The organism is uncultured Eudoraea sp., assembly GCF_947490415.1.
Taxonomy (GTDB): Bacteria; Bacteroidota; Bacteroidia; order Flavobacteriales; family Flavobacteriaceae; genus Eudoraea.
The window spans coordinates 63,109-88,146 of record NZ_CANLGX010000002.1; the positions used below are offsets into that span (position 1 = coordinate 63,109).

Below are 25,038 nucleotides of genomic sequence, written 5' to 3' on the forward strand. Positions count from 1 at the left end.
GATTATAGGGCTATTTCCAATAGAATAGGGCAATGGTCAGAACCAAAGAATTCGGGAAGGATCTTTGAAGATTTTACTTTTGACATTAAAGAATTACTTACCAAAAAGTAATCTATTCGCCAACCATTATTCCGTTCACGTGCTTTAAAACGATAACTCCAATACGTATAGGCTACTTCATCAGGATTGAAATATCTGAATGAATCGACAAAACCTGACGTAATGAAATTGTCCATTCCATCAATTTCTATTTGCGTGTAACCTGCGGTTTTATTGTAGTTCGATTTATCATTTTTTAAATCGATAGCCCGATGGGCAACATTGAAATCCCCACATACAACTACCGGTTTTATTTTCTCCTTTTCTTTCAAATAATTGAGAAAGTCTGCATCCCACTGGTGGCGATAAGGCAATCGGTCTAATTGCTGGCCCGAATTGGGGACATAAACATTAATTAAATAAAAATCAGCATACTCAGCGCAGATTATTCTTCCTTCCGAATCATGTTCGGATACAGCCATATCAAAGCTGACCGCAATAGGTTTGTATTTACTTAAAATCGCGGTGCCGGAGTATCCCTTTTTTTCTGCCGAATTACAATAAAGATGATGATCTTTTAGGGGTAATAAAGCTTTTTCTACCTCAATATCCTGTGCCTTGGTTTCCTGAATACATAGGACATCAGGATCCAAGACATTTATAGACTCAAAAAATTCTTTTTTAATGATGGCCCGGATGCCATTTACATTCCAAGAAATGATCTTCATTTTACAAAATTTAATTTGAATAAAAATAACACACTTTAGTCATATAGAGGCATTTATTAGTTCTCCTTAAAAACCTGAAACTAAAATGGCTCTTAAAAATTCTTTTCTTAATGTTCTTGCTTTATAATTTATGATTGATCCCGATAATTTTACGATATTGCAGCCTCTTTTAGTAAGTGGTTTAATAACGAACCTTTATACTAATCCCAGGAGTGTTAGCTCAGTTGGTTTAGAGCACCGCCTTGACAGGGCGGGGGTCGTTGGTTCGAATCCAATACACTCCACACGCAAAAAGCCACGCCATAGGTGTGGTTTTGTCTTTGAGGGAAATTACGCCGAACTTGTTTGGCGGAAAATGACCGAAAATAGAAAACAGTTTTAAAGGTACTTTTTGCTTGAATACAGGTACACCAATCCTGGTTCATCTTTTTTAGATAATCCAATGCACTCCACAGAAATTACTGGTTTATAGATAATCCAGAATTCTTTCCAGGGCCATGCCCCGGGATCCCTTAATAAGGAGGTTCCCTTTTTTTAACTTATTACTTTTAAGGAAGCTGGATAAGTCATCAAAAGTTGCAAATTTTGTGAAGTCAGAATTCGTTTTGTAAAAATTCTTTCCTATCAAAAAAACCCTGTCGAATTTCATCCCTGCGACGAGATCAGCAATTTTTTGATGTTCCTCATTGGCTTTTTCACCTAGTTCAAACATATCACCCAGAAAAACAGTTTTTTCACTCCCTGGAAAATTCATAAAGTTTATCAGGGCCGCTTCCATACTATTCGGATTTGCATTATAAGCGTCAAGAATAATGTGATATTCCTTCTTATCTATAATCTGTGAACGATTGTTTTGCGGAAGGTAGGCTTCAAGCGCATTTTTTATATCCTCTAATGGAACATTAAAATATTTTCCCATAAGCACTGCAGCACAACAATTAGTAAAATTATAACTGCCTATCAGCTGAGTGTTAATTTCGGTTTTTTCTGCTTCCAGCTTAACAAAAGGATGTGCTCCCAAATAATTTATCCTATAATAATTAGCATCAGAAGTGCTAAAGCCAAATTTACCGGGGTAACTTCTTAATTTTTTTTCCTGAATTACATCATCTGCATTTAAAAAAATAAATTTTTTGTTCACAATAAGATGGTCGTAGAGTTCACTTTTACCTTTTATAACACCCTCTACACCTCCAAAGCCTTCCAGATGGGCTTTCCCAAAATTAGTGATATAGCCATAATCGGGTTGGGCAATATTGCATAAAAATTCAATCTCTTTTCTATGATTAGCACCCATTTCAATGATGGCGAATTCTGTATCTTTTTTAATGCTAAGTAGCGAAAGAGGAACTCCAATATGGTTATTTAAGTTACCCTTGGTTGCAATTGTCTTAAATTTTTTAGATAACACCGAGAATATCAATTCTTTAGTGGTGGTTTTTCCATTACTCCCGGTGAGTGCAATAAGCTTTGCATTACAATAATTTCTATGATAGCTTGCTAACTGCTGAAGGGATTTTAAGACATCATCTACTAGCACAAAAGCCTCGCCTTTTACATACTTTTCTTCGTCTATAACAGCATATGCCGCACCATTCCTTATGGCTTCAGACGCAAATTTATTACCGTTAAAATTTGGACCCTTAAGAGCGAAGAAAATACAATTATGTTGAATGTTACGGGTATCAGTGGAGACCTGAGGATACTTTAAAAAAAGTTGGTGCAATTTCTCAATTGTCATAAAACAAATATATAAAAAAGCCCCGATGCTAACATCAGGGCTCAATTCATATTTTATAGATAAAACTATTTGGCTTTTTTGCCTCTTACCGTTTTATTTTTGGTCTTTGCTTTAGAGCCAACTCTGGACATAGCACATCTGAATCCGATATAGTCCGTGGCCATATACTGAGGTAAAAATCTTCTTTGGGCGGGATCTAACCAGTATGCTCTATCTTTCCATGACCCACCTTTGTATATTCTCACTTCATCATTAATTAGTGTCGACCTATTATTGCTTTTGTCATACTGACGAACAATTAGTCCGGCAGAATCACGCTCTACTTTGTGTTTAGGAGAATCATACATCTTTCGAGCCGGATCCTCTTCATCATCCCCTGCAAAGCGGTCAAAGAATCTGGATGAAGCAGCATCACCATCCCTGTAGCCTCTGTTGTCACTATCTGAGAAATTGGTTCTCAAATAGGTTTCCTGTTCATCTACCGGTACCATTTTTATTTCTCCAGGTAGATTTACAGCTACGAGTTTGCCATTGGGTAAGGTGTCAAAAATTACACTGTCTCGAAGAATAGTTACTTTCCCATCTTCGCCAATGGCCGTTTTCATATAAATATTACCTCTGTAGTAATTGAAATCACTTATTTGATCATCCACAATTGGGCGATAAACATCGGCAACCCATTCCGCAACGTTACCTGCCATATCGTATAGGCCAAGATCATTGGGTTTGTAAGATTTTACCTGTGCGGTGATATCAGCACCGTCATCGGACCACCCTGCAATACCGCCATAGTCACCTTTTCCCTGCTTAAAGTTTGCTAACTGATCACCTCTGCCAACACGCTGGCCGTTTCTGGTATAGTCGCCTTCCCATGGATATTTTTTTCTACCCCTGTAATTATTGTATTCCCTTGTTCCTTGTAAGGCAGCAGCGGAATACTCCCATTCGGTTTCCGTGGGTAGCCTGTAAGCGGGCATAATAATACCAGTACTTCTTGTGGCAAAGTTAGAAACAGAATCTTTTTTCATTTTGCCTTGTAATGAATCTATTTGTCCATTATATACAGATTCGGGACGGTTTAGATAGGCTTCAGTACTAAAAGTACCTTCCACCTCACCGGACATTGCCTGGTATTTAGCATTCTGAGCCAAATAGCCTTCTTTTTCCAGCATTGCTTCATTTACCCTGTCTGTTCTCCATTCGGCAAACTGAACAGCTTGTATCCAATTTACACCAACTACCGGATATTCTGAATATGCCGGGTGTCTAAGGTAATTATTCGTCATGGTTTCATTAAAACCTAATCGGTTTCTCCATACTAAAGTATCCGGAAGAGCACCTTTGTAAATATTGGCATATTTAGGGTTTTCTGGTGGGTATACCGCTTTAAGATAATCGAGGTACTCCTTATACATTACATTGGTTACTTCAGTTTCATCCATATAAAATGATTGAACATGCTGTGAGCTAGGAGTATTATTCCAGTCATGCATTACATCATCCTGTACCTTTCCTTTTGTGAATGTACCTCCTTCTACAAAAACAAGTCCCGGACCTGTTTCTTGTTCTTTAAAGTCAGAATTGTACTGAAAACCACCCTCTTTGGAGTTTATTTTCCAGCCTGTAGCTCTTGAAACATTCTTTGATGATGAGGAAGACTTTTTACAACTATTAAATGTAAAACTTCCCATTATCACTGCACAAGAAAGTACAACTTTGATCAACTGTTTTTTCATCTGTATTTAGGACTTAAGTTCAATATCAAACAACATTTAGCGCAATTTGATAGCATATTTAAATAAAATTGTGTCGGTTTCGGCTTATAAAACGGTGATTATCACATAATATTTTATAGTTCCGAAAATATTTTTGCCCATTTGCACAGGCAAGATTTATTGGGACCTTGTCCATTTGGATAACGGCCCAAAACATAATATAGTATGGATGGAAACATTTCTTTTAAATTATTAGGGATAATCTCTGCTTCACTTCTTTTAATCTAATGAAGTTAGAATTAAATTGTAATCTAAATAAAGTACTGATATTCAGCTTTATTAGACCAAATTGAAAAATAAAACACCTCTAAATGCAAGATATTTTTGAAATGCTCGTTACTTAACAAGTAATAAGACAAAATATAGTAGATGATTAGTTAACAATGATTTACAATTTTGGACTAATTGAATGTTACATGACGAAAATGAGAAAATTAGTTGTTCTAGCCTTATTTGCCCTAGTTTTTAAGATATCTGCACAGGAGCAGAATAGGGTAATAACTACCGCAGTTCCGTTTTTAACTATAGCTGCAGACGCAAGGTCTGGTGGCTTGGGAGATATGGGCGTTTCCACGTCTGTCGATGCATTTTCGCAGCAGTGGAACCCTGCTAAGTTTGCATTTGCGGAAAGAAAAATGGGTATAGGTTTAGGTTACACTCCTTATCTGGAAAGCATTATTACAGATGTCTCCTTATTAAGCGGAAGTTTTTATAATAAAATAAACGATAGGAGCGCTTTTGCGTTCAGTTTGCGTTATTTTACTTTAGGTGAAATAGAATTAAGACAATTTGCCGGAGACCCGGGCACCATAGCCAAACCCAATGAATTGGCTTTAGATGGTTCATACGCATTAAAATTAAGCGATAAATTCTCTATGGCTATTGCAGGAAGATTTATTAATTCAAATCTTAAATTACCTGAAAATGGGGATGTAGATTCACAGGCAGCAAGTTCATTCGCAGTAGATGTTGCGGGTTACTTTCGCTCCAGGGAAATAGCTTATAATAGTTTTGATGGAAGATGGAAAGCTGGCTTTAATATCTCAAACCTTGGAGGTAAAATGCAATATGATGAAGGTGGTCAAACCAATTTTTTACCAACAAATTTAGGTATAGGCGGAGGTTTTGATTTTATTTTTGATCAGGATAATGTGCTGGGTTTAAATTTGGAATTCAACAAACTCTTAGTGCCTACGCCCCAGGATTTTAATGACGATGGGGTAATAGATTCTGCAGATAACGAGATATATCAGCAAATTGGATTTTTTGAAGGTGTGTTTAAGTCATTCGGAGATGCACCTGATGGGATTAAAGAAGAACTGCAGGAAGTAACCTGGGCATTAAGTGCCGAATACGCCTATCAGAATGCTTTTATGTTTAGAACAGGTTATTTTCACGAAAGTGAATTTAAAGGATCAAGACAATTCTTTACACTTGGAGCTGGATTTAAATTTAAATCAGTTCAGATAGATCTTTCATATCTCTTCTCGACTTCAAAAGTGAAGAACCCTCTTGAAAACACGTTGCGTTTTGCGCTCACATTTAATTTAGGGGAGGAATATTATAATGATTAATAAAAATTAGATAAATAAAAAAACCTGTCCCCCGGACAGGTTTTTTTATTTAGGCAAGAAGCAATTTTTGCACAGCTATCTAAAATAAAGTACATTTAATTTTAACTCCGGTTAGCCTGGATATTTATCTCATTTTATGGAAAAACGCAGGATTTCCTTTGATTTATTGGTTTTTGATACTTTGGATGAGCTTTCGAAAAGCGAAAAAGCACTCATGCAAATTGCAGTGGAAGCCAGAGAAAATGCCTATGCTCCATATTCACAATTCATGGTCGGAGCAGCTATTCTTCTGGCTAATGAGGAAATCGTAATAGGTAATAATCAGGAAAATGCCTCTTACCCTTCTGGCTTATGTGCAGAGCGGGTTGCTATTTTCCAGGCAGGTGCAAAATATCCCAAAGTTGAAATAAAAACAATTGCCATTAGTGTATCATCTAAAACCCATATTGTAGACAGGCCTGCAGCGCCTTGTGGAAATTGCAGGCAAGCCATTGCTGAATATGAGCAAAAACAAAATTCACCAATAGCTATTATAATGATGGGGGCTTCAGGTAAAATATTTAAATGCGAATCCCTGGAAGATATCCTTCCTTTGGCATTTGGAAGTTCCTATCTAAAATAATCTTTATTTATTCTCGTGAAGAACTTAGATTTAACCACAAGTTCTTTTTTTATACTTCATTTATACCTTTTTTATCATTTTTTTTTCACTATTGATTTAATGTGTATTTTTGTTTTCCCTTGATATTCCTGAACTATTCACATCTGAATTTTTCAGCAAAAAACAAGTACACTAAAAAGAAAATTATTTGATGAAAAAAGCCACCAAAGAGGTATACCTAAAATGGTACGAAGAAATGTTGTTCTGGAGAAAGTTTGAAGATAAACTGGCTGCCGTATATATTCAACAAAAAGTTCGTGGATTTTTGCACCTGTATAATGGTCAGGAAGCTGTTTTAGCAGGAGCCTTACATGCAATGGACCTTACGAAAGATAGAATGATTACAGCCTACAGGAACCATGTTCAGCCGATAGGAATGGGTGTAGACCCCAGAAAAGTAATGGCGGAATTATATGGAAAAGTAACTGGTACTTCTAAAGGAATGGGTGGTTCTATGCATATTTTTTCAAAAGAACATAGGTTCTATGGAGGTCATGGTATAGTTGGAGGGCAAATACCTTTGGGTGCCGGATTGGCTTTTGCCGATAAGTATTTTAAAAGAGATTCAGTAACTCTCTGCTATATGGGTGATGGTGCTGTAAGACAAGGCTCACTGCATGAGACCTTTAATTTGGCAATGCTCTGGCAATTACCGGTCGTATTTGTTTGTGAGAATAACGGTTATGCGATGGGAACTTCTGTGGCAAGAACTGCTCACACTACAGATATTTGGAAACTTGGATTAGGATATGAAATGCCTAGTGCCCCTGTTGATGGTATGGATCCATTAACGGTAGCTGAGGAAATGAGTAAGGCAATAGAAAGAGCAAGAAGTGGTGGAGGACCTACATTCCTGGAAATGAAAACATATCGTTACAGAGGACATTCCATGTCCGATGCTCAACACTATAGGACAAAGGATGAGGTTGAAGAATATAAGAAGATAGATCCTATTACCCAGGTTCTTGATGTTATTAAAGAGAAGAAATACGCCTCTGAAGAGGAAATTAAAGCGATTAATGATAGGGTGAAAAATCTTGTGAAAGAGTGTGAGAAATTTGCAGAAGAGTCTGAATATCCTCCGGTAGAACAGCTTTACGATATGGTTTATGAACAAGAAGACTATCCCTTTGTACAACACAAATTATAACTAAATGGCTGAAGTAATAAATATGCCCAGATTAAGCGATACCATGGAAGAGGGTACCGTTGCAAAATGGTTAAAAAATGTTGGCGATAAGATTGAAGAGGGAGATATCTTGGCTGAGATAGAAACAGATAAGGCCACCATGGAATTTGAATCCTTTCACGAAGGCACCTTACTGCATATTGGCATTGCTGAAGGAGATGGCGCGCCGGTTGATACATTATTGGCAATAATAGGGGACGAAGGAGAAGATATTTCGTCTCTATTAAACGGTAACCAGGGAATATCAAATAATAAAGTTGAAACTGTTGAGGAGACAATGACCTCAGAAAAAACAGAAGATCCTTCAGTAAAAGCAGAAAGTAATATTTCAAGTGAAATTCCGGAAGGCGTTGAGATTATTAAAATGCCACGTCTCAGTGATACTATGGAAGAAGGTACTGTTGCCACTTGGTTAAAAAAGGTAGGAGATGAAGTGGAAGAAGGCGATATACTGGCCGAGATTGAAACAGATAAGGCAACCATGGAATTTGAATCCTTTTACTCAGGGCAACTTCTTTATATAGGAATTAAGGAAGGTGAATCGGCACCTGTTGATGAAGTATTGGCCATAATTGGTCCGGCCGGAACAAATGTTGAGGCAGTATTGCAGTCCAAACCTTCTTCAAAGACGGAAACAACTGCGGATACCGAGACAAAGAAAATAGCTCCTCAGGAAGCAACAAATGAAGAGAACAAAGAGGAACAACCATTAAATTCAGGACAGCGGGTATTTGTTTCTCCATTAGCGAGAAAGATTGCTACGGAAAAGGGAATAGATCTTATGGCTGTTAAGGGTAGCGGAGATCATGGAAGGATTGTTAAGCGAGATATAGAAAATTTTGTACCGTCTAAGGAAGTAATTGCTCCTGCTGCGGTAGCTGAAACCAAAACAACTCCGGAGAGTCAAGTAACTGTACCGCAAATCCTTCCAACCGGTGAAGAACATTTTGAAGAGGTGAAAAACTCTCAAATGCGTAAGGTAATAGCCAAACGATTGAGTGAATCTAAGTTTACGGCTCCTCATTATTACTTAATGATTGAGGTTGACATGGATAATGCCAAGGCTTCCAGGGAAAAGATCAATAGTCTTCCGGACACCAAAGTTTCGTTTAATGATATGGTGGTCAAGGCCTGTGCCATGGCGCTTAAAAAACATCCTCAGGTTAATACATCCTGGAATGGAGATACTACCCGATATAATCAGCACATTCATGTGGGTGTGGCTGTGGCAGTAGACGACGGTTTGGTAGTGCCTGTATTAAAATTTACAGATCAGATGAGCTTAACGCAGATTGGAACTTCGGTTAAAGATTTGGCGGGTAGAGCTAGAATTAAAAAATTAACTCCTGCCGAAATGGAAGGAAGTACTTTTACGGTTTCTAACCTGGGTATGTTTGGTATTCTTGAGTTTACATCAATTATAAATCAACCTAATTCTGCCATTCTCTCAGTAGGCGCTATCGTTGAAAAGCCTGTTGTTAAAAGCGGACAAATAGTCGTAGGAAATACCATGAAGATTAGTCTGGCTTGTGATCATAGAACGGTTGATGGCGCAACAGGTGCACAGTTTTTAGAGACCCTAAGGGCTTATCTGGAGAATCCTGTTACCATGTTAGCTTGATAAAATAAAATCTATTTCTTGAAAAAACGTTTGACTTTGCATAGTATAAGGTATCCCAAATACTTAGGGTACCTTTTATTATTTAGAATACAATTAAAGCATGTAATTTTACTTTTAGTGCTATCTTTTTTAACGGCCTGTGGTTCTTTAAAAAAGGCCCAATCCACTAATGCCCCTGCTGGCCCGGACGGGCTTAAAGGAAATTTGGGAAATACTTTAGCGGAGAACAATGCTAAGGAAACCGAGACTGCTACTGTAAAGAAAATTCCAAAAAGTAAATTTTCAGATAGCACCAGAGTGCTCGGAATAATGAACTTTTTGGCATCTGATGCCTTAAAAGGTCGGGATTCAGGAAGTGAAGGGATAGAAAAAGCTGCGGAATTTATAGAAGGTATTTTTGTTCAAAATGGATTAAAGCCTTATTTCCGGACATTTAAGGACACCTTAACCAATTTTGAAAAGCCGGCTTATAATATTGTTGGCGTTCTGAAAGGAACCGATAAGCAACTTCAAAATGAATATATTATTATTGGGGCGCACTATGATCATATTGGAGAACTAATAGCCGAAAACGGTGATGCTATTGCCAATGGTGCTAATGACAATGCCTCCGGGACAACTACAGTACTGGAGCTGGCAAGGTATTTTGGGAATTCTAAAAGTAATAAAAGAAGCCTAATCTTTGCCCTGTTTAGTGCCGAGGAGAAGGGTTTACTTGGATCCAATCATCTGGCCAAAAAATTGAAGGAAGAAGGGCTTAACCTCTATCTGATGCTTAATTTCGAGATGACAGGTGTTCCCATGGTAGATAAGGACTATATGATGTATGTTACAGGTTATGATAAATCCAATCTGGCAGAGGAAACTAATAAATATGCCAATAAAAATTTAGTTGGTTTTTTACCCACGGCAAAAGAATTTGGCCTTTTTCAAAGATCGGATAATTATCCTTTTCACAACGAGTTTAATATTCCTTCACAGACCTACTGCACTTTTGATTTCACCAATTTTAATTTCTACCACAAGGTGGGTGATGAGGTAGACCAAATGGATTTTGAACATATGGCCCAGCTCATAAATAATATGATACCTGTGTTGGAAGGATTTTCAAATTCCCCCGAACAAGAAATAAAGTATTATTAAATGGCAAATGTTATAATTACAGGATGTAGCAGGGGTATTGGATACGAATTGGCCCGCCTTTTTGCCCAAAGTGGACATAAGGTTTTGGCCCTTTCCAGAAACGATAAGCCTGTTAAGGAATTAAATGAAGTCAATATTACTGCATTTCCTTTTGATATTTGCAAAGACAAAGATTTTGTAAAGCTTGAATATTTTTTAAAAGATAATTGGAAAACAGTAGATATCCTCATTAACAATGCCGGACAATTATTAAACAAGCCTTTTCTTCAAACAACCAGAAAGGAATTTGAAGAAATATATAAAGTAAATGTATTCGGTGTTGCGGAACTTACCAGACTGCTCATTCCGAAAATGACCAAAGGTGGGCATGTTATAACCATTAGTTCAATGGGTGGTGTACAGGGTAGCGTTAAATTCCCCGGGCTTGCGGCCTATAGTTCCAGTAAAGCCGCAGTTATTACACTAACCGAATTATGGGCTGAAGAATTTAAAGAAACTGGACCTTCGTTTAATGTGCTTGCCATTGGAGCAGTCCAGACAGAAATGTTGGAAGAGGCTTTTCCGGGGTATAAAGCACCTATAACGGCAAAGGATATGGCAGATTATATTATGGATTTTGCATTAAAAGGTCAGCGCTATTACAATGGGAAACTATTACAGGTAAGTAGTACTACCCCTTGATTTAGGGAATATTTTACTTTCTTAAATTTATTTTGTCTCTTTTGCTTTACAAAAAAGATCTTTATTGCAGGGCTAAAAACAATAAAAACTATTTTTACTTCAATGAACGCAACATTGTTAAAATACCTTCCTGAGAATGCGGTCACGCCTTGTCTTGAACTTATAAAGGCAAATGATGTAAACCTAAAAATAGTTAACCAGAGGGTAACCCGCCATGGAGATTATCGCCTCATGCCCGATGGTTCGCATCAAATTACCGTTAATGCAACTTCTAATAAATATCGTTTTTTAATAACACTTATTCATGAAATTGGACATTTGGTAGCTTTTGAAAAATTTGGAAGAAGAATAAAACCTCATGGCATGGAATGGAAGCAGACTTTTCAGTACCTCATGCTTCCATTTATTAGACCGGAAATATTTCCTTCCTCACTTTTACCAATCCTTGCAAAACATTTTAGAAACCCCAAAGCCAGCAGCACTACAGATGCTCATTTGTCCATAGCTTTGAAAGCTTATGATATTCCTACTGATAAAATTCAAGTTTTTGAATTACCTTCCGGAAGTGTTTTTAAGTTGTATAACGGGAAGTTATTTAAGAAGGGGCAAAGAAAAGTAAAAAGATACGAGTGTGTTGAAATCTCATCGGGAAGGGTATACCTGTTTCAACCCCATGCGGAAGTTGAGGTTGTAATTAATAAATAAGAAATGAAAAAAAATAAAAACTACTATGCGGTTTTAATGGCTGGGGGAGTAGGTTCGCGGTTTTGGCCGGTTAGCACATCTGCATACCCAAAACAATTCCATGACATGTTGGGTGCCGGTGATACGCTTTTACAGAAAACCTTTAGTCGTCTCAACAACTTTATACCTGCAGAAAACATTCTTATTCTTACTAATGAAAGGTATAATGAGCTTGTTTTGAGTCAGCTTCCTATGATAAGCTCTAATCAGGTGATTTTGGAACCTGTAATGCGCAATACAGCCCCTTGTATTTTATATGCAGCTTTAAAAATAAAAAAAATGAATCCTGAGGGATTAATGATTGTGGCTCCCAGTGACCATTGGATAGAAGATGAAAAGGCATTTGAGCTCAATGTTAAGAGTTGTTTTGATAAATGTGAAAGGGAGGAAGTAATATGCACCCTTGGTATAAAGCCTACTTTCCCTAATACGGGATTTGGTTATATTGAATTTGAACAAATAGGATCGCAAGAATCAAGTTCAGGCTTATTTGCAGTCAATCAATTTAGAGAGAAACCGGATTATGAGACAGCTCAGTCATTTTTAAAACAAGGGAATTTTCTTTGGAATGCCGGCATTTTTATCTGGAGCGTCAGAACTATTTTAGAGGCGTTCAAGGAATTTCAATTGGAGCAATATGAGTTGTTCAATTCCGGATATGAGATTTTTAATACTTCAGGAGAAAAAGATTTTATCGATAAAAATTATCCAAAAGCAGATAATATTTCAATCGATTATGCCATCCTTGAAAAAGCCAGGGAAATATTTGTTCTTCCCGCTACTTTTGATTGGAATGACCTGGGTACCTGGGGTTCGTTATATCATAAACTCGGGAAAGATGAAGATGACAATGCTATTGTTAGCGGTAAAGTTTTAAGTGAGGATGCTTCGGGAAATATGATTCGATTACCAAAAGATAAAATTGCGGTTATTGATGGATTAAAGGATTATATAATTGTCGATAAAGAAGGAGTTTTAATGATTTACCCCAAGTCAAAGGAACAATCTATAAAAAGTGTTTTGGCAGAAGTAAAAAAGCGATTTGGAGACCAATACATATAATTATGAATGAAGATTATGATAATAAAAACCCATTATCCGATACTGATGAGAATCTTAGCGGAGAACAAGCGAAAAAGGATTTTCAGGGATTTTTAGGAAGTACCAAAAAATTTCTTACGGACCTTTTAAACATACGTAAGGATACCGATCAGGAGGCCACAAAGGAAGCTATTATTGCCGACATACCTTTTAAAGGGCATACGATTTGGATATTGATATGTTCAATATTCATAGCTTCTATTGGTCTAAATGCTAATTCTACGGCTGTTGTAATTGGAGCTATGCTTATTTCTCCTCTGATGGGTCCTATTTTAGGGGTGGGCATGTCCATTGCCATAAATGACATTGATACGCTTAGGCGTTCTTTGAAGAATTTTACGGTAATGGTCGTCATTAGTATACTTACAGCATATTTATTTTTTGAATTTTTTCCGTTAAGAGATGAATCCTCTGAGTTATTAGCCAGGACAGAGCCGGATATAAGAGATGTACTAATCGCATTTTTTGGCGGTTTCGCTTTGGTTATAGCCAGAGCAAAAAGGGGAACGGTAGCTACCGTAATTTTTGGGGTGGCTATTGCAACGGCTCTAATGCCACCTTTATGTACGGTGGGATTCGGACTGGCAATTGGTAATTGGGAGTATGCAACCGGGGCTATTTACCTTTTTATCATCAACACTATTTTCATTGCCGTTGCCACAGTTATTGTTCTTAAGCTCCTCCGTTTTCCAATGGTTAAATACATTAATTCGAAAAAGAGACGATTTTTAGCCAGGATCACTACTTTAATAGCTCTATTGGTTATGATTCCGGCCATAATTACCTTTTATAACGTATGGCAGAAATCGCGATATATGAGCCAGGCACAGGATTTAATTCAACAGACTATTGAAGTATATAAATTTAAGGATAGGGGAAGGTATTTAGATAACCTTACAGAAATTAACTATAACAGGAATGGCGAATCTACAATTGAATTAGTTTGTATGGGAGATGAGCTTATACCTGACAATGTTATTACCAGCTGGATAGCGCAAAAAAACACATTTTCCAGACTGGAAAATACGGAATTAAAAATTGTTCAGGGAGGCAGGGATGATTCTGAAATTAAGTTCAATTATATTAACGAATTATACGAATCCAAAAAGGCGGAACTATTAAATAAAGATGAACGCATAAATCTTCTGGAATCTGAATTAGCTAAAATGAGTAAGCTTACCACAAAGCAAATTCCATTTCAACAGATCAGTGCCGAAGCTAAAACTAATTTTGAAAATCTGGATAGCCTGGGGTTTGCTTATAAAATAACAACCGACTTTACCAAGATTGATACAATACCAATTTTCGATGTAGTATGGAAAAAAGACGCAAAGCGGAGAGATATTAAAGAGGATACTCAAAAACTAAGTAAATGGTTAAAGTTGCGATTGAATGATAATAGTGTCCAGGTAAAGCAATAAGCAGGTTAGTTTCGCTCTTCTATATACATTTGCCTGACCTTTTTAAATAACTCTGAAGAATAGACAAAATTAGTAACCGCCTTATTGTCGGTTTTAAAAATTTCATCCTTTGTACCTTCCCATTCTTTGATACCATGCTGAAGGAAGATTATTTTTTCACCAATTTCCATAACAGAATTCATGTCATGGCTATTAATCACAGTAATAATGTCAAATTCTTTTGTGATCTCATTAATTAGGTTATCTATTAAAATAGCGGTTTTAGGATCCAGGCCTGAGTTTGGCTCATCGCAAAATAAATACTTCGGATTCATAACTATTGCCCTGGCTATAGCGACTCTTTTTTGCATGCCTCCTGAAATTTCAGCCGGGTATTTCTTATGGGCATCTATGAGGTTTACCCTCTTAAGTACAATATTTACTCTGTCTTCCATTTCAGATCGGGACTGCTGGGTAAACATATCCATTGGGAACATTACATTTTCTTCAACCGTCATCGAATCAAATAATGCACTTCCCTGGAATACCATTCCCATATCCTGCCTTAAATCTCGTTTTTCTCTTCCAGACAACTTCGAAAACATTCGGCCGTCATAACTAATTGTTCCTTCATCTGGTACAACTAAACCCAAAAGACACTTCATAAATACTGTCTTACCAGAGCCACTTTGTCCTATAATAAGATTGGTTTTTCCTTTTTCAAAAGAAGTAGTAATGCCCTTTAATACATGGGCATCTCCAAACGATTTATGCAGGTTTTCTACTTCTATCATCAGCCTAGTAATAGTTGGGTAAGAACAAAGTTGGTTATAATAATGACCACACTGGTCCAAACAAAAGAGGTTGTACTCGCTTTTCCAACATCCAGGGCCCCTCCTTTCATATAATAGCCGTGAAAGGATGGAACAGTAGCAATTATAAATGCAAAAACCACAGATTTAATAAAGGAATAGGTTACATGGAAAGGGATAAAATCTAATTGTATTCCTTGAATAAATTCTGTAGAAGTGCTGTGATTTCCCAATATATTGGCAATTAGCCCTCCAAAGATTCCCAGGTACATAGCAATAGCCACTACAAAAGGATAAAGAAACATGGCTATTATTTTAGGGAACACCAAATAATTAAGAGAATTTACCCCCATAACTTCCAAAGCATCTATCTGTTCGGTTACACGCATTGTCCCTATACTGGAGGTGATATAAGAGCCCACTTTCCCTGCCATTATGATAGATGTGAATGTTGGGGCAAACTCAAGAATTACAGATTGTCTGGTAGCAAATCCAATCAAGTCTTTCGGAATAAATGGATTTGTAAGATTTAAGGCCGTTTGGATAGCAACAACTCCTCCCATAAAAATGGAAATGAAGATAACGATCCCCATTGAACCATATATTAGTTCATCAATTTCCTTTAAAATTAAAGATTTCATTATTGACCACTTTGTAGGTTTTTTAAAAACCTCGCGAACCATAAGGGAATAGCTGCCAATTGATGAGATATAATTCATAAAACTATGCGATACGTCTAGCTGTAAAAATAGTAATATTAGGCTTCATTTAACCTTCATTTAAAATTTTAAAACTTAATTTAGGGATTTTTAAAACCAGAATTTATATATAATGTTTTTCAAAAGCTATTTCACCTCGATTTTATTAATTGGGTTCTTTTTAAATTCTTCAGTAGTAACAAGTCAAAGAAGAGCTAAAGAATCTGCTAAAATAGAAGATTCTGCTCCCCTAAAAACCACTCCGAAATTAATTGTGGGTATTGTCGTGGATCAAATGCGTTATGACTACCTGACACGTTTTTGGAACCATTATGGCGATGATGGGTTTAAACGCCTGGTTAATGAGGGTTTTAATTGTAAAAACAACCACTTTAATTATGCACCTACCAGTACCGGCCCGGGACACGCATCTGTGTACACAGGTGCTACTCCGTCAATACATGGAATTATTGGAAATAACTGGTATGATAAAGAAACTGATAAACCGGTCTATTGTGCAGCCGACGATTCTTACGAGACAGTTGGAGCCACTACAGCTGCAGGAAAGATGTCGCCACATAGGATGACCGTTACTACTATTACGGATCAATTGCGCCTGCACACACAAATGAAAGGTAAAGTTGTTGCCATTGCGCTGAAAGACAGAGGCGCTGTACTTCCCGGTGGTCATACGGCAAATGCCGCTTACTGGTTCCTCGGTGGAGGAGAAGGGAAATGGATCAGTAGTAACTATTATATGCAGAACTTACCTAAGTGGGTCGTAGATTTTAATTCTTCTAAGGTAGTAGAGAAATATAAGAAGCCCTGGAATACTATTGAGGATATTACTTCTTATGAGGAAAGCGGTCCTGATAATAATACTTATGAGGGTTTGTACACAGGAGAAAGCACTCCTACTTTTCCACATGACCTTCCCGGTTTATGGGATAAGAATAGTAAATATGAACTGCTAAAGGTTACACCTTTTGGAAACAGTATTACTACTGATTTTGCAATAGATGCAATCAAAGGGGAGCAGCTGGGTACAGACAATATAACAGACTTTTTGGCTATTAGTTTTTCAAGTACAGATTATGTAGGACATTGGTTTGGTGTAAATTCGAAAGAAATACAGGATACTTACATACGTTTAGACCGTGATTTGGAACGACTATTAAAGTATTTGGATTCCAAAGTGGGAGCCGGGGAATATACCGTTTTTCTTACTGCGGATCATGGGGCAATTAATGTTCCGGCCTATTTGAAAGATCAAAGAATACCATCGGGATATATTAATAGGGCTGAAATACAATCAGAATTGGGAGAATTTATCAAATATAAGTATGGTTCCACAGCGTTAATTAAAAATTATTCTAACAACCAGCTTTTTCTTGACCATAAGATTATTCAAAATTTAGACCTAAATCCAAAGGAAGTCCAGGAGACATTGGCCAATGAATTACTATCGTACAATACCTTTGAAAAGGTATACACCGCCTATCAAATGCGAAATAATGAGTACACCACCGGAATTCCATACATTATTCAAAACGGATACAATATGAAACGCTCTGGTGATATTTTAGTGGTGCCTAAACCTGGAATTATTGATTATAGTAAAACGGGATCCACACACGGATCTGCTCAGATTTATGATACCCATACACCACTTCTTTTTTATGGAAAAGGAATTATACCGGGATCAACGGCTCTTAGAACAGAAATCCCGGATATTGCACCTACCATAGCTACTTTATTAGGGATTGCATTTCCTAACGGGACTACTGGTAAGCCTATTACACAGGTATTAGAATAATTTATTAAAAATATTTTGCCACCTTAGTTTACGAATAAATTCGCCTTCTTTTTTGGAAACCAAAAAGGGAAGATTCTTTTTTTTGGCTTTGTTATACCCTTTTATGGTATCTATAAATAATATCGTCTTTTTTCTTTTTAAAGCAATCTTTAGTGAGGCAATCAAACTAATCCAATAACCATAACGCATCCGATACATAGCTTCACCTTGCAGATAACGCGCCTGTTTGTTGTAGGATGCTCCCAGAGGTCGCAAATGCTTTATTTTTAAGGAATCATCTGTAATCACCTTAAAATCATTGTACTGTGCCAAAAGTTCATCAACAGTATCCCAGCCTATGGAATTTTTTAAGCCACCTATTGCATTAAAACACTCTTTGGTATAGCTTTTAAAAGCACCCCGAACATGATCTTTGTTCATTGGGTGATTTAGTTTCCACACTCCTTTGGTATCTTGTTCATAAGCAAATCCACCTAATATCCCGGCTCTTGGATCTGAAATTATTAGTTCAGATATTTTTTCAAAGTAGTTTTCCGGGAGTATAATGTCAGCGTCCAGTTTTACAATAAAATCGTATTGGTCGTCTAACAGTGCAAATCCTTCATTAAAAGCTTCCACAACTTTAGCCCCGGGCATATGAAGGGTAGAAGAGGATCTGTTAACTTTTATAATATGGTTGTTTCGGGAGACAAATTCATCTATAATAATCTCGGTTTTGTCTGTAGAATTATCATTGACAACCAAAACTCTCTTTGGTTGAATGGTTTGCGATAGAACAGCATTGAGTGTGTCAGCTATGTATGATTCTTCATTATGTGCACAGATTACAATATAATAATTCACAATAGTAAGTTATAATTATTTCGGCGCAATATTTCCAGTGCTTTCGGGTAGGCTTTTTCGCTCGGCATAAACAATATAATAACGAGGAGTAAAAGTGCGTAATAAAGGTCTAATTCCTAATTTCTTTACAGGATTAGTCCAGCTAAATGTGTCTTTTATCTCCCAACCGGCTTTTTCAAGCAACCAATTAAACTGCCAGGCCTCAAATTCATGATAGTGTCTGTCCCAGGGGTCAGTTTTACTCCTGTACGCTGGGGCAAACCAAAGGCGCAATGGGACACTGGCTATAATTTTATCTGCCTTAATTGCTCTCAAAATATTGTAAGGCGCTAACAGGTGTTCAAAGATTTCGAATGCTGTAACTACATTGGCATTCGAATTCTGTACGAAGTTAAAATCCAAATCCAGGTCTTCACCGTTTGTATTTTCCACCTTATAGCCATGCTGCTTCATTATTTCAGAAAATGGGTTAGTAACCCCTAAATCTAATATGGCTTCCTGAGTAGTTATGTGTTTTTGAAGAAAGGCAAGTGTATTCTTATACCTTTTTCCAGGAAAAGTTTTTTCATACATATTTTCAGCATCTATGAACTATGGCGTTGATATTCATGCCTGCGCCAACACTGGCAAAGATAACAACATCTCCTTTTTCTATTTGCTGATTTTCTATTTTTCCGGTTTTAACCATATGAAACAAGGTTGGAACGGTTGCCACGGAACTATTTCCCATTTCATGAATATTCATTGGCATAACTCCTTCAGGCATTTCCAAATTATAAGACTTGTAAAATCGTTTGACGATCGCCTCGTCCATTTTTTCATTGGCCTGATGAATAAATATTTTTTTTACATTTTCAATGGGTATTCCGCTTTTTTCCAAAGAATTCCTCATGGCATTTGGAACATGATTTAGCGCAAATTCATAAATTTTACGCCCATACATTTTAATATATTGAGTTTTGCTGGTACAAGCTTTATTATGCGATTCGCCAAAAAATAGATAAAAGGCTTCTTCATTGGTATATGTAGCGGAAGTATGTGCAAGGATCTCACCGGAATCTTCCGAGTCTTCAATAATACATGCTCCCGCTCCATCTGAATAAATCATGGAATCCCGATCGTGCTGATCAATTACCCTGGAAAGTGTTTCCGCTCCAATTACGAGACATTTTTTTGCTATTCCACTTTTGATAAAAGCATTTGCCTGAATTACTCCTTCAATCCAGCCCGGACAACCAAATAGCATATCATATGCAACACATTTGGGATTTTTAATTTTTAGGAGATGCTTTACTCTTGTAGCTAAACTGGGTACGGTGTCACTCTGGGATTGCCCATAGCTTACGTCTCCAAAATTATGTGCAAAAATGATATAATCCAGTTCTTCCGCATCAATTCCGGCATCTTCAATAGCATCACGGGCTGCAAAGAATCCCAAATCTGAAGTATTCAGTTCTTTTTTGGCATAGCGCCTTTCAGCAATACCGGTTATTGCCTTAAATTTTTCGATAATAACCTCGTTTGTATAATCAAAAGGAATGCCTTCACTGGTAAGAAAATTGTGGTGCTCAAAATCTTTATTTTGAGTAGTGATAGACGGTATATAACAACCTGTTCCGCTAATTCCAATACTCATGTTTAATGGAGTTGTATAAGTTTTTGCCAAACTACTAAAAAATAGTGTTCTACTATGCGCGCATAGTACTTAATTACGATGTTCAGAACAAACAAACAATATGAAATTAATTCTTAAGCTTTTATGTAGCCTTTAAAATCCCTGATTATTGGCAAAACTAGGCTTCCATATATGCTTCAATTGGAGCACAGGTACATATTAAATTACGATCTCCATAAGCATCATCAACTCTTCGAACGCTGGGCCAAAATTTATTTTCATTAACAAAGGGCAGTGGAAATGCTGCTTCTTGTCTTGAATATGGGAAATCCCATGAATCATTGGTCACCATATGCAACGTATGTGGTGCATTTTTTAATAGATTGTTTGTATCATTTGCAGAGGCCTGATCAATTTCTGCCCGGATTGATATCATAGCATCACAAAATCGATCTAATTCATCAAGATTTTCACTTTCCGTAGGTTCTATCATAAGGGTTCCGGCTACAGGAAAAGATACTGTTGGAGCATGAAAACCATAGTCCATCAATCGTTTGGCGATATCAGCAACCTCTATTCCGTTTTGTTTAAATGGTCTGCAGTCTATTATCATTTCATGTGCTGCCCGCCCTTGTTCCCCGGTGTAAAGAACATCGAATTTTCCACTCAACCTGTTCTTTATATAGTTTGCATTAAGAATAGCAATCTTTGTAGATTCGGTTAAGCCGGCTTCTCCAAGCATCTTTATATAACCATAAGAAATTAAACAAACCAATGAACTGCCCCAGGGAGCCCCTGAAATTGCCGTAATGGCTTTTTCACCACCAGTTTTTATTACCGGATTGCCAGGGAGGAAAGGAACCAATTGCGCGGCAACACAAATAGGCCCTACTCCGGGTCCTCCGCCTCCATGTGGGATGGCAAAAGTTTTGTGTAGGTTGAGATGGCAAACATCAGCTCCAATAGTTGCTGGATTTGTTAATCCTACCTGAGCATTCATATTGGCACCATCCATATAAACCTGTCCCCCATGGTCGTGAATAAGCTGTGTTATTTTTTTAATGGAGGATTCAAAAACTCCATGTGTTGAAGGATAGGTAATCATTAATGCAGCCAAATTTTCTGAATGCATTTCTACTTTCTCCTCAAGGTCAACCATATCTATATTTCCCCGATCATCTGTTTTAGTTACAACAACCTTCATTCCGGCCATTACCGCCGAAGCCGGATTAGTCCCATGTGCCGAAGCCGGGATTATACAAATATTTCTATGAGTTTCGCCTCTGGATTCATGATATGCTCTTATGGTCATTAATCCCGCATACTCGCCTTGTGCGCCGGAATTGGGTTGCAGAGAAGTACCCGCGAAACCCGTTATTTCAGTTAAATCGTTTTCTAAATCCCGGAGGATTATTTGGTAACCCTCTGCCTGCTCAACCGGGACAAATGGATGAATGTTTCCCCATGCAGGCATACTCAAAGGAAGCATTTGACTTGCAGCATTCAATTTCATAGTGCAAGAACCCAGTGAGATCATAGAATGATTTAGTGCCAGGTCCTTCCGTTCTAATTTTTTAAGATAACGCATTAATTCCGTCTCTGAATGATGTGAATTGAAGACCTCGTTTTCCAGGAAGGGGGTGTTGCGTGTTAACGAATTTGGAATAACATCCTTTGTTTTCTCATCAAAAGAATTAATTTCTTTGGATCCAGTGAATTCACTAAAGCAATTGTAAATTAGTTTAATATCGTCTTTGCTCGTTACCTCATTGACCGATATGGAAACGGTATTATTATCAATATAATTAAAATTAATACCATTTTTTTCCGCTATCAATTTTAAGGACTTGGCATCAGGGACCCGCACCCTGATGGTGTCGAAAAAGGCGGTGTTCAATTGTTTAAGTCCTTGTTGTTCAAGTAACTGACCTAAAAGTTTTGCATTATGATGGACTTTATTTGCAATGTATTTTAATCCTTTTGGCCCGTGATAAACCGCATAAGCCCCTGCCATCACTGCAAGTAAAACCTGGGCTGTACAAATGTTAGATGTGGCTTTATCTCTTTTAATATGCTGTTCTCTTGTCTGTAAAGCCATGCGCAAAGCCTGATTGCCGTCTGTATCTCTGGTAAGCCCTATGATTCTTCCAGGGATATTTCTTTTATAAGCTTCCCTGGTGGCAAAAAAAGCAGCATGTGGGCCCCCATAGCCCAAAGGGATTCCAAATCGTTGCGTGGTTCCAACAACTACATCTACTCCAATTTCACCAGGCGGGGTTAATAAAACCAAACTGAGTATATCTGCCGCTACAGCAACTTTTATCTCTTTATCCCTGGCTTTTTGAACAAAACTTTTATAATCATTTACCTGGCCATATTTCCCGGGGTATTGCAACAAAGCGCCGTAAAAACTCTCACTAAACTCGAATGTTTCATGATCTCCGGTTACCAATTCAATTCCAAGGGGTTTTGATCTGGTTTGCAATAGTGAGAGGGTCTGCGGGAATACTTCATTAGAAACAAAAAATTTAACCACCTCATTTTTCTTTTGTTCCCTGGTCCTCAAATCAAAAAGCATGGTCATCGCTTCGGCAGCTGCAGTACTTTCATCTAAAAGCGAAGCATTGGATAGCTCCATCCCGGTAAGATCGCATATCATGGTTTGGAAGTTTAATAAGGCTTCCAAGCGCCCTTGTGCAATTTCTGCCTGATATGGCGTATAAGCTGTATACCATCCTGGGTTTTCAAGAATATTCCTTTTAATAACAGATGGGGTAATACATTCGTTATATCCCAGACCGATATAAGTTTTGTATACCTTGTTTTTTAGAGAAAGGGAATTAATATGTGACAGGAATTCATGTTCACTCATTTCCCTATTGAGGTCTAAAGGTTTTTTAAGTCTTATTTCACTGGGAATAGTTTCATTTATAAGCTGGTCTATACTTTCTACGCCAATGGTTTCAAGCATTTTGGGCAGATCTTCTTTTCGTATACCTATATGTCTTGAAGCAAACAGGTCTGTCGTCATAATTCCGGATTTTATAGCTAAAATAATAGTGAACAAAATTAGGGATTAATTCTTGTAAAATAATCTATTTCAAAGCGCAGTGGCCTAAAGTTTTTAACTAAAAAGATACGTTATGAACAGTTTGGCTATTTTTGTTTAATGGGGTGGTTGAACCGTATTTTTAATTTTTATCTGGATGCCAGTATTCATGTGGCGCTTGCGGTAATAAGCCTGGTATTGATCACAAACCTGTACTTAAACATTATACCCGGGCAGCATCTAATTCTTTTCGTTTTTTTTGGAACTATACCGAGTTATAATTTTATTAAATACGGGGTTGAAGCCAAAAAATATATTCTGGTAAAGAATAGCTATCACAGGCAAATACAAATTTTCAGTTTTATATTTTTGACGCTTGCGGGGTATCATTTCTTTTTTTTGAGTTATGCGGTATGGTTCATTTGTTTTGTATTGGCCCTACTTGTAGGATTGTATGCCTTGCCGGTTTCTTCAAAGCACAAGAATTTAAGGAATTCGGGCATCTTAAAAGTATTGCTGGTGGCGTTGGTTTGGACAGGCACTACGGTCGTAATTCCTGTAATATCTTCGACTATTTCTTTTTCATGGGATATTGGACTTCTAATACTCCAACAGTTTATTTTAATTCTCATATTGTTAATTCCATTTGAGATAAGGGATCTTGAATATGATGAATTGAATCTTAAGACAATACCGCAGCGCATCGGAGTATCTCAAACCAAAAATCTTGGTCTTTTCTTGTCTCTTATTTTCTATTTGATAACATTTCTTAAGGACGATTTAAGTCGGTTAGAAATTATTGGAAAGACAATACTCTTTTTGATTTTAATAATTATGCTGCTTATGACGCGCAGAAATCAATCAAAATATTTTGCCTCTTTTTTTGTAGAAAGCATTCCGATATGTTGGTTGGGGATCCTAATAGTCCTGGAAAATTATCTTTAGATATTATGTTCAAGCTTTTCTTTCATTTTTTCCTTTTCCAGATCAGAAAGGTTATGCAAATTGGCTTTATCACAAAGTATAGTTAGTTTTTTGTTCTTCCTGGAAAATGCAGCGCAGGTTTTACAGTATAAAAGGTGAAAACCTAACTTGATTTGTTCAAGAAGTGTCGCTTCTTTGTATTGTTTTTTATTGCAAATTGTACTTGCTTTCTCGCAACTAATCATAATTTAAACCAATTTTCACTCAGGCAACCCATAAGATTCGTTCTCGCTCTGTGTACCATTACCCAAAGGTTAGACGGATTTATACCAAGTTCATTACAGATATCTTCCGTGCTTAATCCTCGGATAGTTTTCATGACAAATACGGCAGATTGCTTTTTTGGTAGCTTAGAAATACATTCCTGTATGGCTAGTCCCAATTCTTCATTTTCTATAGCATCATTTTCAAGTGTACTAAAGGGATCTGCCACATTTTCTTCCAGCCAATCTCCCGCTGAATCACTTTGACTGCTATAATTAATTCGTACTTCGGCCTTACCTTTTTTCGAATTAATTTTTCTATAATAATCTATGACCTTTCGTTTTAAAATAGCAATAAGCCAGGTGCGTTCCGTTGCGGCTCCCTGAAAATTTTTAGCCGATTTTAAACCGGCCAGGAATGTTTCCTGTACCAAATCCTTAGCGATCTCTGCATCGCTCACCCGCGCCACGGCATAGTTGAAGAGATAGTCAGCGTAATTGTCTACCCATGAAGTAGGATTTAAATAATTTTCTGTCATTTTGATACTTGTGGAACCCAAAAATAAATTAATTTTAATGAAAATATTAATTTAAAGTGTAATACACCCAATTATGAAAAAT

General features: G+C 37.2%; 21 protein-coding genes and 1 tRNA gene. 12 read left to right on the forward strand and 10 right to left on the reverse strand.

What is annotated here, in order from left to right; translation table 11 throughout:
- Positions 1-2: 2 nt before the first annotated feature.
- Entirely contained in the window at positions 3-767 is a 765-nt protein-coding gene (locus Q0874_RS05140; RefSeq protein ID WP_299160258.1) for an exodeoxyribonuclease III, read from the reverse strand.
- A 209-nt stretch (positions 768-976) separates the two neighbouring features.
- Here Q0874_RS05140 and Q0874_RS05145 point away from each other — a divergent pair.
- Positions 977-1,051: transfer RNA gene (locus tag Q0874_RS05145), tRNA-Val, on the forward strand.
- 182 nt (positions 1,052-1,233) lie between these two features.
- Here the strand turns inward: Q0874_RS05145 and murF are convergent.
- Both murF and gldJ read right to left on the reverse strand, forming a co-directional pair.
- A complete protein-coding gene (murF, locus tag Q0874_RS05150; RefSeq protein ID WP_299160260.1) occupies positions 1,234-2,508 on the reverse strand; it encodes a UDP-N-acetylmuramoyl-tripeptide--D-alanyl-D-alanine ligase in 1,275 nt (424 codons plus the stop codon).
- Between the two features lie 65 nt (positions 2,509-2,573).
- Positions 2,574-4,244, reverse strand: a complete 1,671-nt coding sequence (gene gldJ, locus Q0874_RS05155; RefSeq protein WP_299160262.1) for a gliding motility lipoprotein GldJ — start codon at positions 4,242-4,244, stop codon at positions 2,574-2,576.
- A gap of 464 nt (positions 4,245-4,708) precedes the next feature.
- On the opposite strand from gldJ, the gene porV reads away from it, so the two are divergent.
- The 9 genes from porV (at position 4,709) to Q0874_RS05200 (ending at position 14,418) form a co-directional block, all read left to right on the forward strand.
- The gene (gene porV / locus Q0874_RS05160) at positions 4,709-5,857 is read left to right on the forward strand and encodes a type IX secretion system outer membrane channel protein PorV (protein ID WP_299160264.1); all 1,149 of its coding nucleotides are present in this window, start codon (positions 4,709-4,711) and stop codon (positions 5,855-5,857) included.
- Between the two features lie 136 nt (positions 5,858-5,993).
- A complete protein-coding gene (cdd, locus tag Q0874_RS05165; protein ID WP_299160266.1) occupies positions 5,994-6,479 on the forward strand; it encodes a cytidine deaminase in 486 nt (161 codons plus the stop codon).
- 190 nt (positions 6,480-6,669) lie between these two features.
- Positions 6,670-7,668, forward strand: a complete 999-nt coding sequence (pdhA, locus tag Q0874_RS05170) for a pyruvate dehydrogenase (acetyl-transferring) E1 component subunit alpha (protein WP_299160268.1) — start codon at positions 6,670-6,672, stop codon at positions 7,666-7,668.
- 4 nt (positions 7,669-7,672) lie between these two features.
- Positions 7,673-9,328, forward strand: a complete 1,656-nt coding sequence (locus tag Q0874_RS05175; RefSeq protein WP_299160270.1) for a pyruvate dehydrogenase complex dihydrolipoamide acetyltransferase — start codon at positions 7,673-7,675, stop codon at positions 9,326-9,328.
- 117 nt (positions 9,329-9,445) lie between these two features.
- Entirely contained in the window at positions 9,446-10,471 is a 1,026-nt protein-coding gene (locus Q0874_RS05180) for a M28 family peptidase (protein WP_299160272.1), read from the forward strand.
- Entirely contained in the window at positions 10,472-11,152 is a 681-nt protein-coding gene (locus Q0874_RS05185; RefSeq protein ID WP_299160275.1) for an SDR family oxidoreductase, read from the forward strand.
- Between the two features lie 102 nt (positions 11,153-11,254).
- Positions 11,255-11,857 (forward strand): SprT-like domain-containing protein, encoded by a 603-nt coding sequence (locus Q0874_RS05190; RefSeq protein WP_299160278.1) that lies wholly within the window; start codon positions 11,255-11,257, stop codon positions 11,855-11,857.
- 3 nt (positions 11,858-11,860) lie between these two features.
- Entirely contained in the window at positions 11,861-12,958 is a 1,098-nt protein-coding gene (locus Q0874_RS05195) for a mannose-1-phosphate guanylyltransferase (RefSeq protein ID WP_299160281.1), read from the forward strand.
- Positions 12,959-12,960: 2 nt separating this feature from the next.
- A complete protein-coding gene (locus Q0874_RS05200; protein ID WP_299160283.1) occupies positions 12,961-14,418 on the forward strand; it encodes a DUF389 domain-containing protein in 1,458 nt (485 codons plus the stop codon).
- Between the two features lie 5 nt (positions 14,419-14,423).
- Here the strand turns inward: Q0874_RS05200 and Q0874_RS05205 are convergent, their stop codons facing one another.
- Together Q0874_RS05205 and Q0874_RS05210 are read right to left on the reverse strand one after the other, a co-directional pair.
- Entirely contained in the window at positions 14,424-15,191 is a 768-nt protein-coding gene (locus tag Q0874_RS05205; protein ID WP_299160285.1) for an ABC transporter ATP-binding protein, read from the reverse strand.
- Positions 15,191-15,928, reverse strand: a complete 738-nt coding sequence (locus Q0874_RS05210) for an ABC transporter permease (RefSeq protein ID WP_299160287.1) — start codon at positions 15,926-15,928, stop codon at positions 15,191-15,193. The genes Q0874_RS05205 and Q0874_RS05210 overlap by 1 nt, the downstream gene beginning before the upstream one ends.
- Before the next feature lie 112 nt (positions 15,929-16,040).
- Between Q0874_RS05210 and pafA the strand changes: the two genes are divergently transcribed.
- The gene (pafA, locus tag Q0874_RS05215) at positions 16,041-17,723 is read left to right on the forward strand and encodes an alkaline phosphatase PafA (protein WP_299160290.1); all 1,683 of its coding nucleotides are present in this window, start codon (positions 16,041-16,043) and stop codon (positions 17,721-17,723) included.
- Here pafA and Q0874_RS05220 read toward each other — a convergent pair.
- The 4 genes from Q0874_RS05220 to gcvP all read right to left on the reverse strand — a co-directional run bounded on the left by Q0874_RS05220 (position 17,715) and on the right by gcvP (position 23,212).
- Positions 17,715-18,566 (reverse strand): glycosyltransferase family 2 protein, encoded by an 852-nt coding sequence (locus tag Q0874_RS05220; protein ID WP_299160293.1) that lies wholly within the window; start codon positions 18,564-18,566, stop codon positions 17,715-17,717. The genes pafA and Q0874_RS05220 overlap by 9 nt on opposite strands.
- 15 nt (positions 18,567-18,581) lie before the next feature.
- Positions 18,582-19,139, reverse strand: a complete 558-nt coding sequence (locus Q0874_RS05225; protein WP_299160296.1) for a methyltransferase — start codon at positions 19,137-19,139, stop codon at positions 18,582-18,584.
- 4 nt (positions 19,140-19,143) lie between these two features.
- The gene (locus Q0874_RS05230) at positions 19,144-20,202 is read right to left on the reverse strand and encodes a 3-oxoacyl-ACP synthase III family protein (protein WP_299160299.1); all 1,059 of its coding nucleotides are present in this window, start codon (positions 20,200-20,202) and stop codon (positions 19,144-19,146) included.
- 157 nt (positions 20,203-20,359) lie between these two features.
- Positions 20,360-23,212, reverse strand: a complete 2,853-nt coding sequence (gene gcvP, locus Q0874_RS05235; RefSeq protein ID WP_299160302.1) for an aminomethyl-transferring glycine dehydrogenase — start codon at positions 23,210-23,212, stop codon at positions 20,360-20,362.
- Positions 23,213-23,350: 138 nt separating this feature from the next.
- On the opposite strand from gcvP, the gene Q0874_RS05240 reads away from it, so the two are divergent.
- Positions 23,351-24,175 carry a hypothetical protein gene (locus Q0874_RS05240; RefSeq protein ID WP_299160305.1) on the forward strand — a complete coding sequence of 275 codons (825 nt, stop codon included), beginning with the start codon at positions 23,351-23,353 and terminating at the stop codon, positions 24,173-24,175.
- A gap of 220 nt (positions 24,176-24,395) precedes the next feature.
- On the opposite strand, the gene Q0874_RS05250 is transcribed toward Q0874_RS05240, so the two are convergent.
- Entirely contained in the window at positions 24,396-24,956 is a 561-nt protein-coding gene (locus Q0874_RS05250) for a sigma-70 family RNA polymerase sigma factor (RefSeq protein ID WP_299160309.1), read from the reverse strand.
- Positions 24,957-25,038 lie beyond the last annotated feature (82 nt).

Coding starts and splice junctions, on each gene's coding strand:
- Q0874_RS05230 (WP_299160299.1), bottom strand. CDS start 20,202: ATGAGTATTGGAATTAGCGGAACAGGTTGTTATATACCGTCTATCACT.
- pafA (WP_299160290.1), top strand. CDS start 16,041: ATGTTTTTCAAAAGCTATTTCACCTCGATTTTATTAATTGGGTTCTTT.
- Q0874_RS05185 (WP_299160275.1), top strand. CDS start 10,472: ATGGCAAATGTTATAATTACAGGATGTAGCAGGGGTATTGGATACGAA.
- gcvP (WP_299160302.1), bottom strand. CDS start 23,212: ATGACGACAGACCTGTTTGCTTCAAGACATATAGGTATACGAAAAGAA.
- Q0874_RS05195 (WP_299160281.1), top strand. CDS start 11,861: ATGAAAAAAAATAAAAACTACTATGCGGTTTTAATGGCTGGGGGAGTA.
- Q0874_RS05210 (WP_299160287.1), bottom strand. CDS start 15,928: ATGAATTATATCTCATCAATTGGCAGCTATTCCCTTATGGTTCGCGAG.
- Q0874_RS05205 (WP_299160285.1), bottom strand. CDS start 15,191: ATGATAGAAGTAGAAAACCTGCATAAATCGTTTGGAGATGCCCATGTA.
- porV (WP_299160264.1), top strand. CDS start 4,709: ATGAGAAAATTAGTTGTTCTAGCCTTATTTGCCCTAGTTTTTAAGATA.
- Q0874_RS05240 (WP_299160305.1), top strand. CDS start 23,351: ATGGGGTGGTTGAACCGTATTTTTAATTTTTATCTGGATGCCAGTATT.
- pdhA (WP_299160268.1), top strand. CDS start 6,670: ATGAAAAAAGCCACCAAAGAGGTATACCTAAAATGGTACGAAGAAATG.
- murF (WP_299160260.1), bottom strand. CDS start 2,508: ATGACAATTGAGAAATTGCACCAACTTTTTTTAAAGTATCCTCAGGTC.
- Q0874_RS05175 (WP_299160270.1), top strand. CDS start 7,673: ATGGCTGAAGTAATAAATATGCCCAGATTAAGCGATACCATGGAAGAG.
- Q0874_RS05225 (WP_299160296.1), bottom strand. CDS start 19,139: ATGTATGAAAAAACTTTTCCTGGAAAAAGGTATAAGAATACACTTGCC.
- Q0874_RS05200 (WP_299160283.1), top strand. CDS start 12,961: ATGAATGAAGATTATGATAATAAAAACCCATTATCCGATACTGATGAG.
- Q0874_RS05140 (WP_299160258.1), bottom strand. CDS start 767: ATGAAGATCATTTCTTGGAATGTAAATGGCATCCGGGCCATCATTAAA.
- Q0874_RS05190 (WP_299160278.1), top strand. CDS start 11,255: ATGAACGCAACATTGTTAAAATACCTTCCTGAGAATGCGGTCACGCCT.
- Q0874_RS05250 (WP_299160309.1), bottom strand. CDS start 24,956: ATGACAGAAAATTATTTAAATCCTACTTCATGGGTAGACAATTACGCT.
- gldJ (WP_299160262.1), bottom strand. CDS start 4,244: ATGAAAAAACAGTTGATCAAAGTTGTACTTTCTTGTGCAGTGATAATG.
- cdd (WP_299160266.1), top strand. CDS start 5,994: ATGGAAAAACGCAGGATTTCCTTTGATTTATTGGTTTTTGATACTTTG.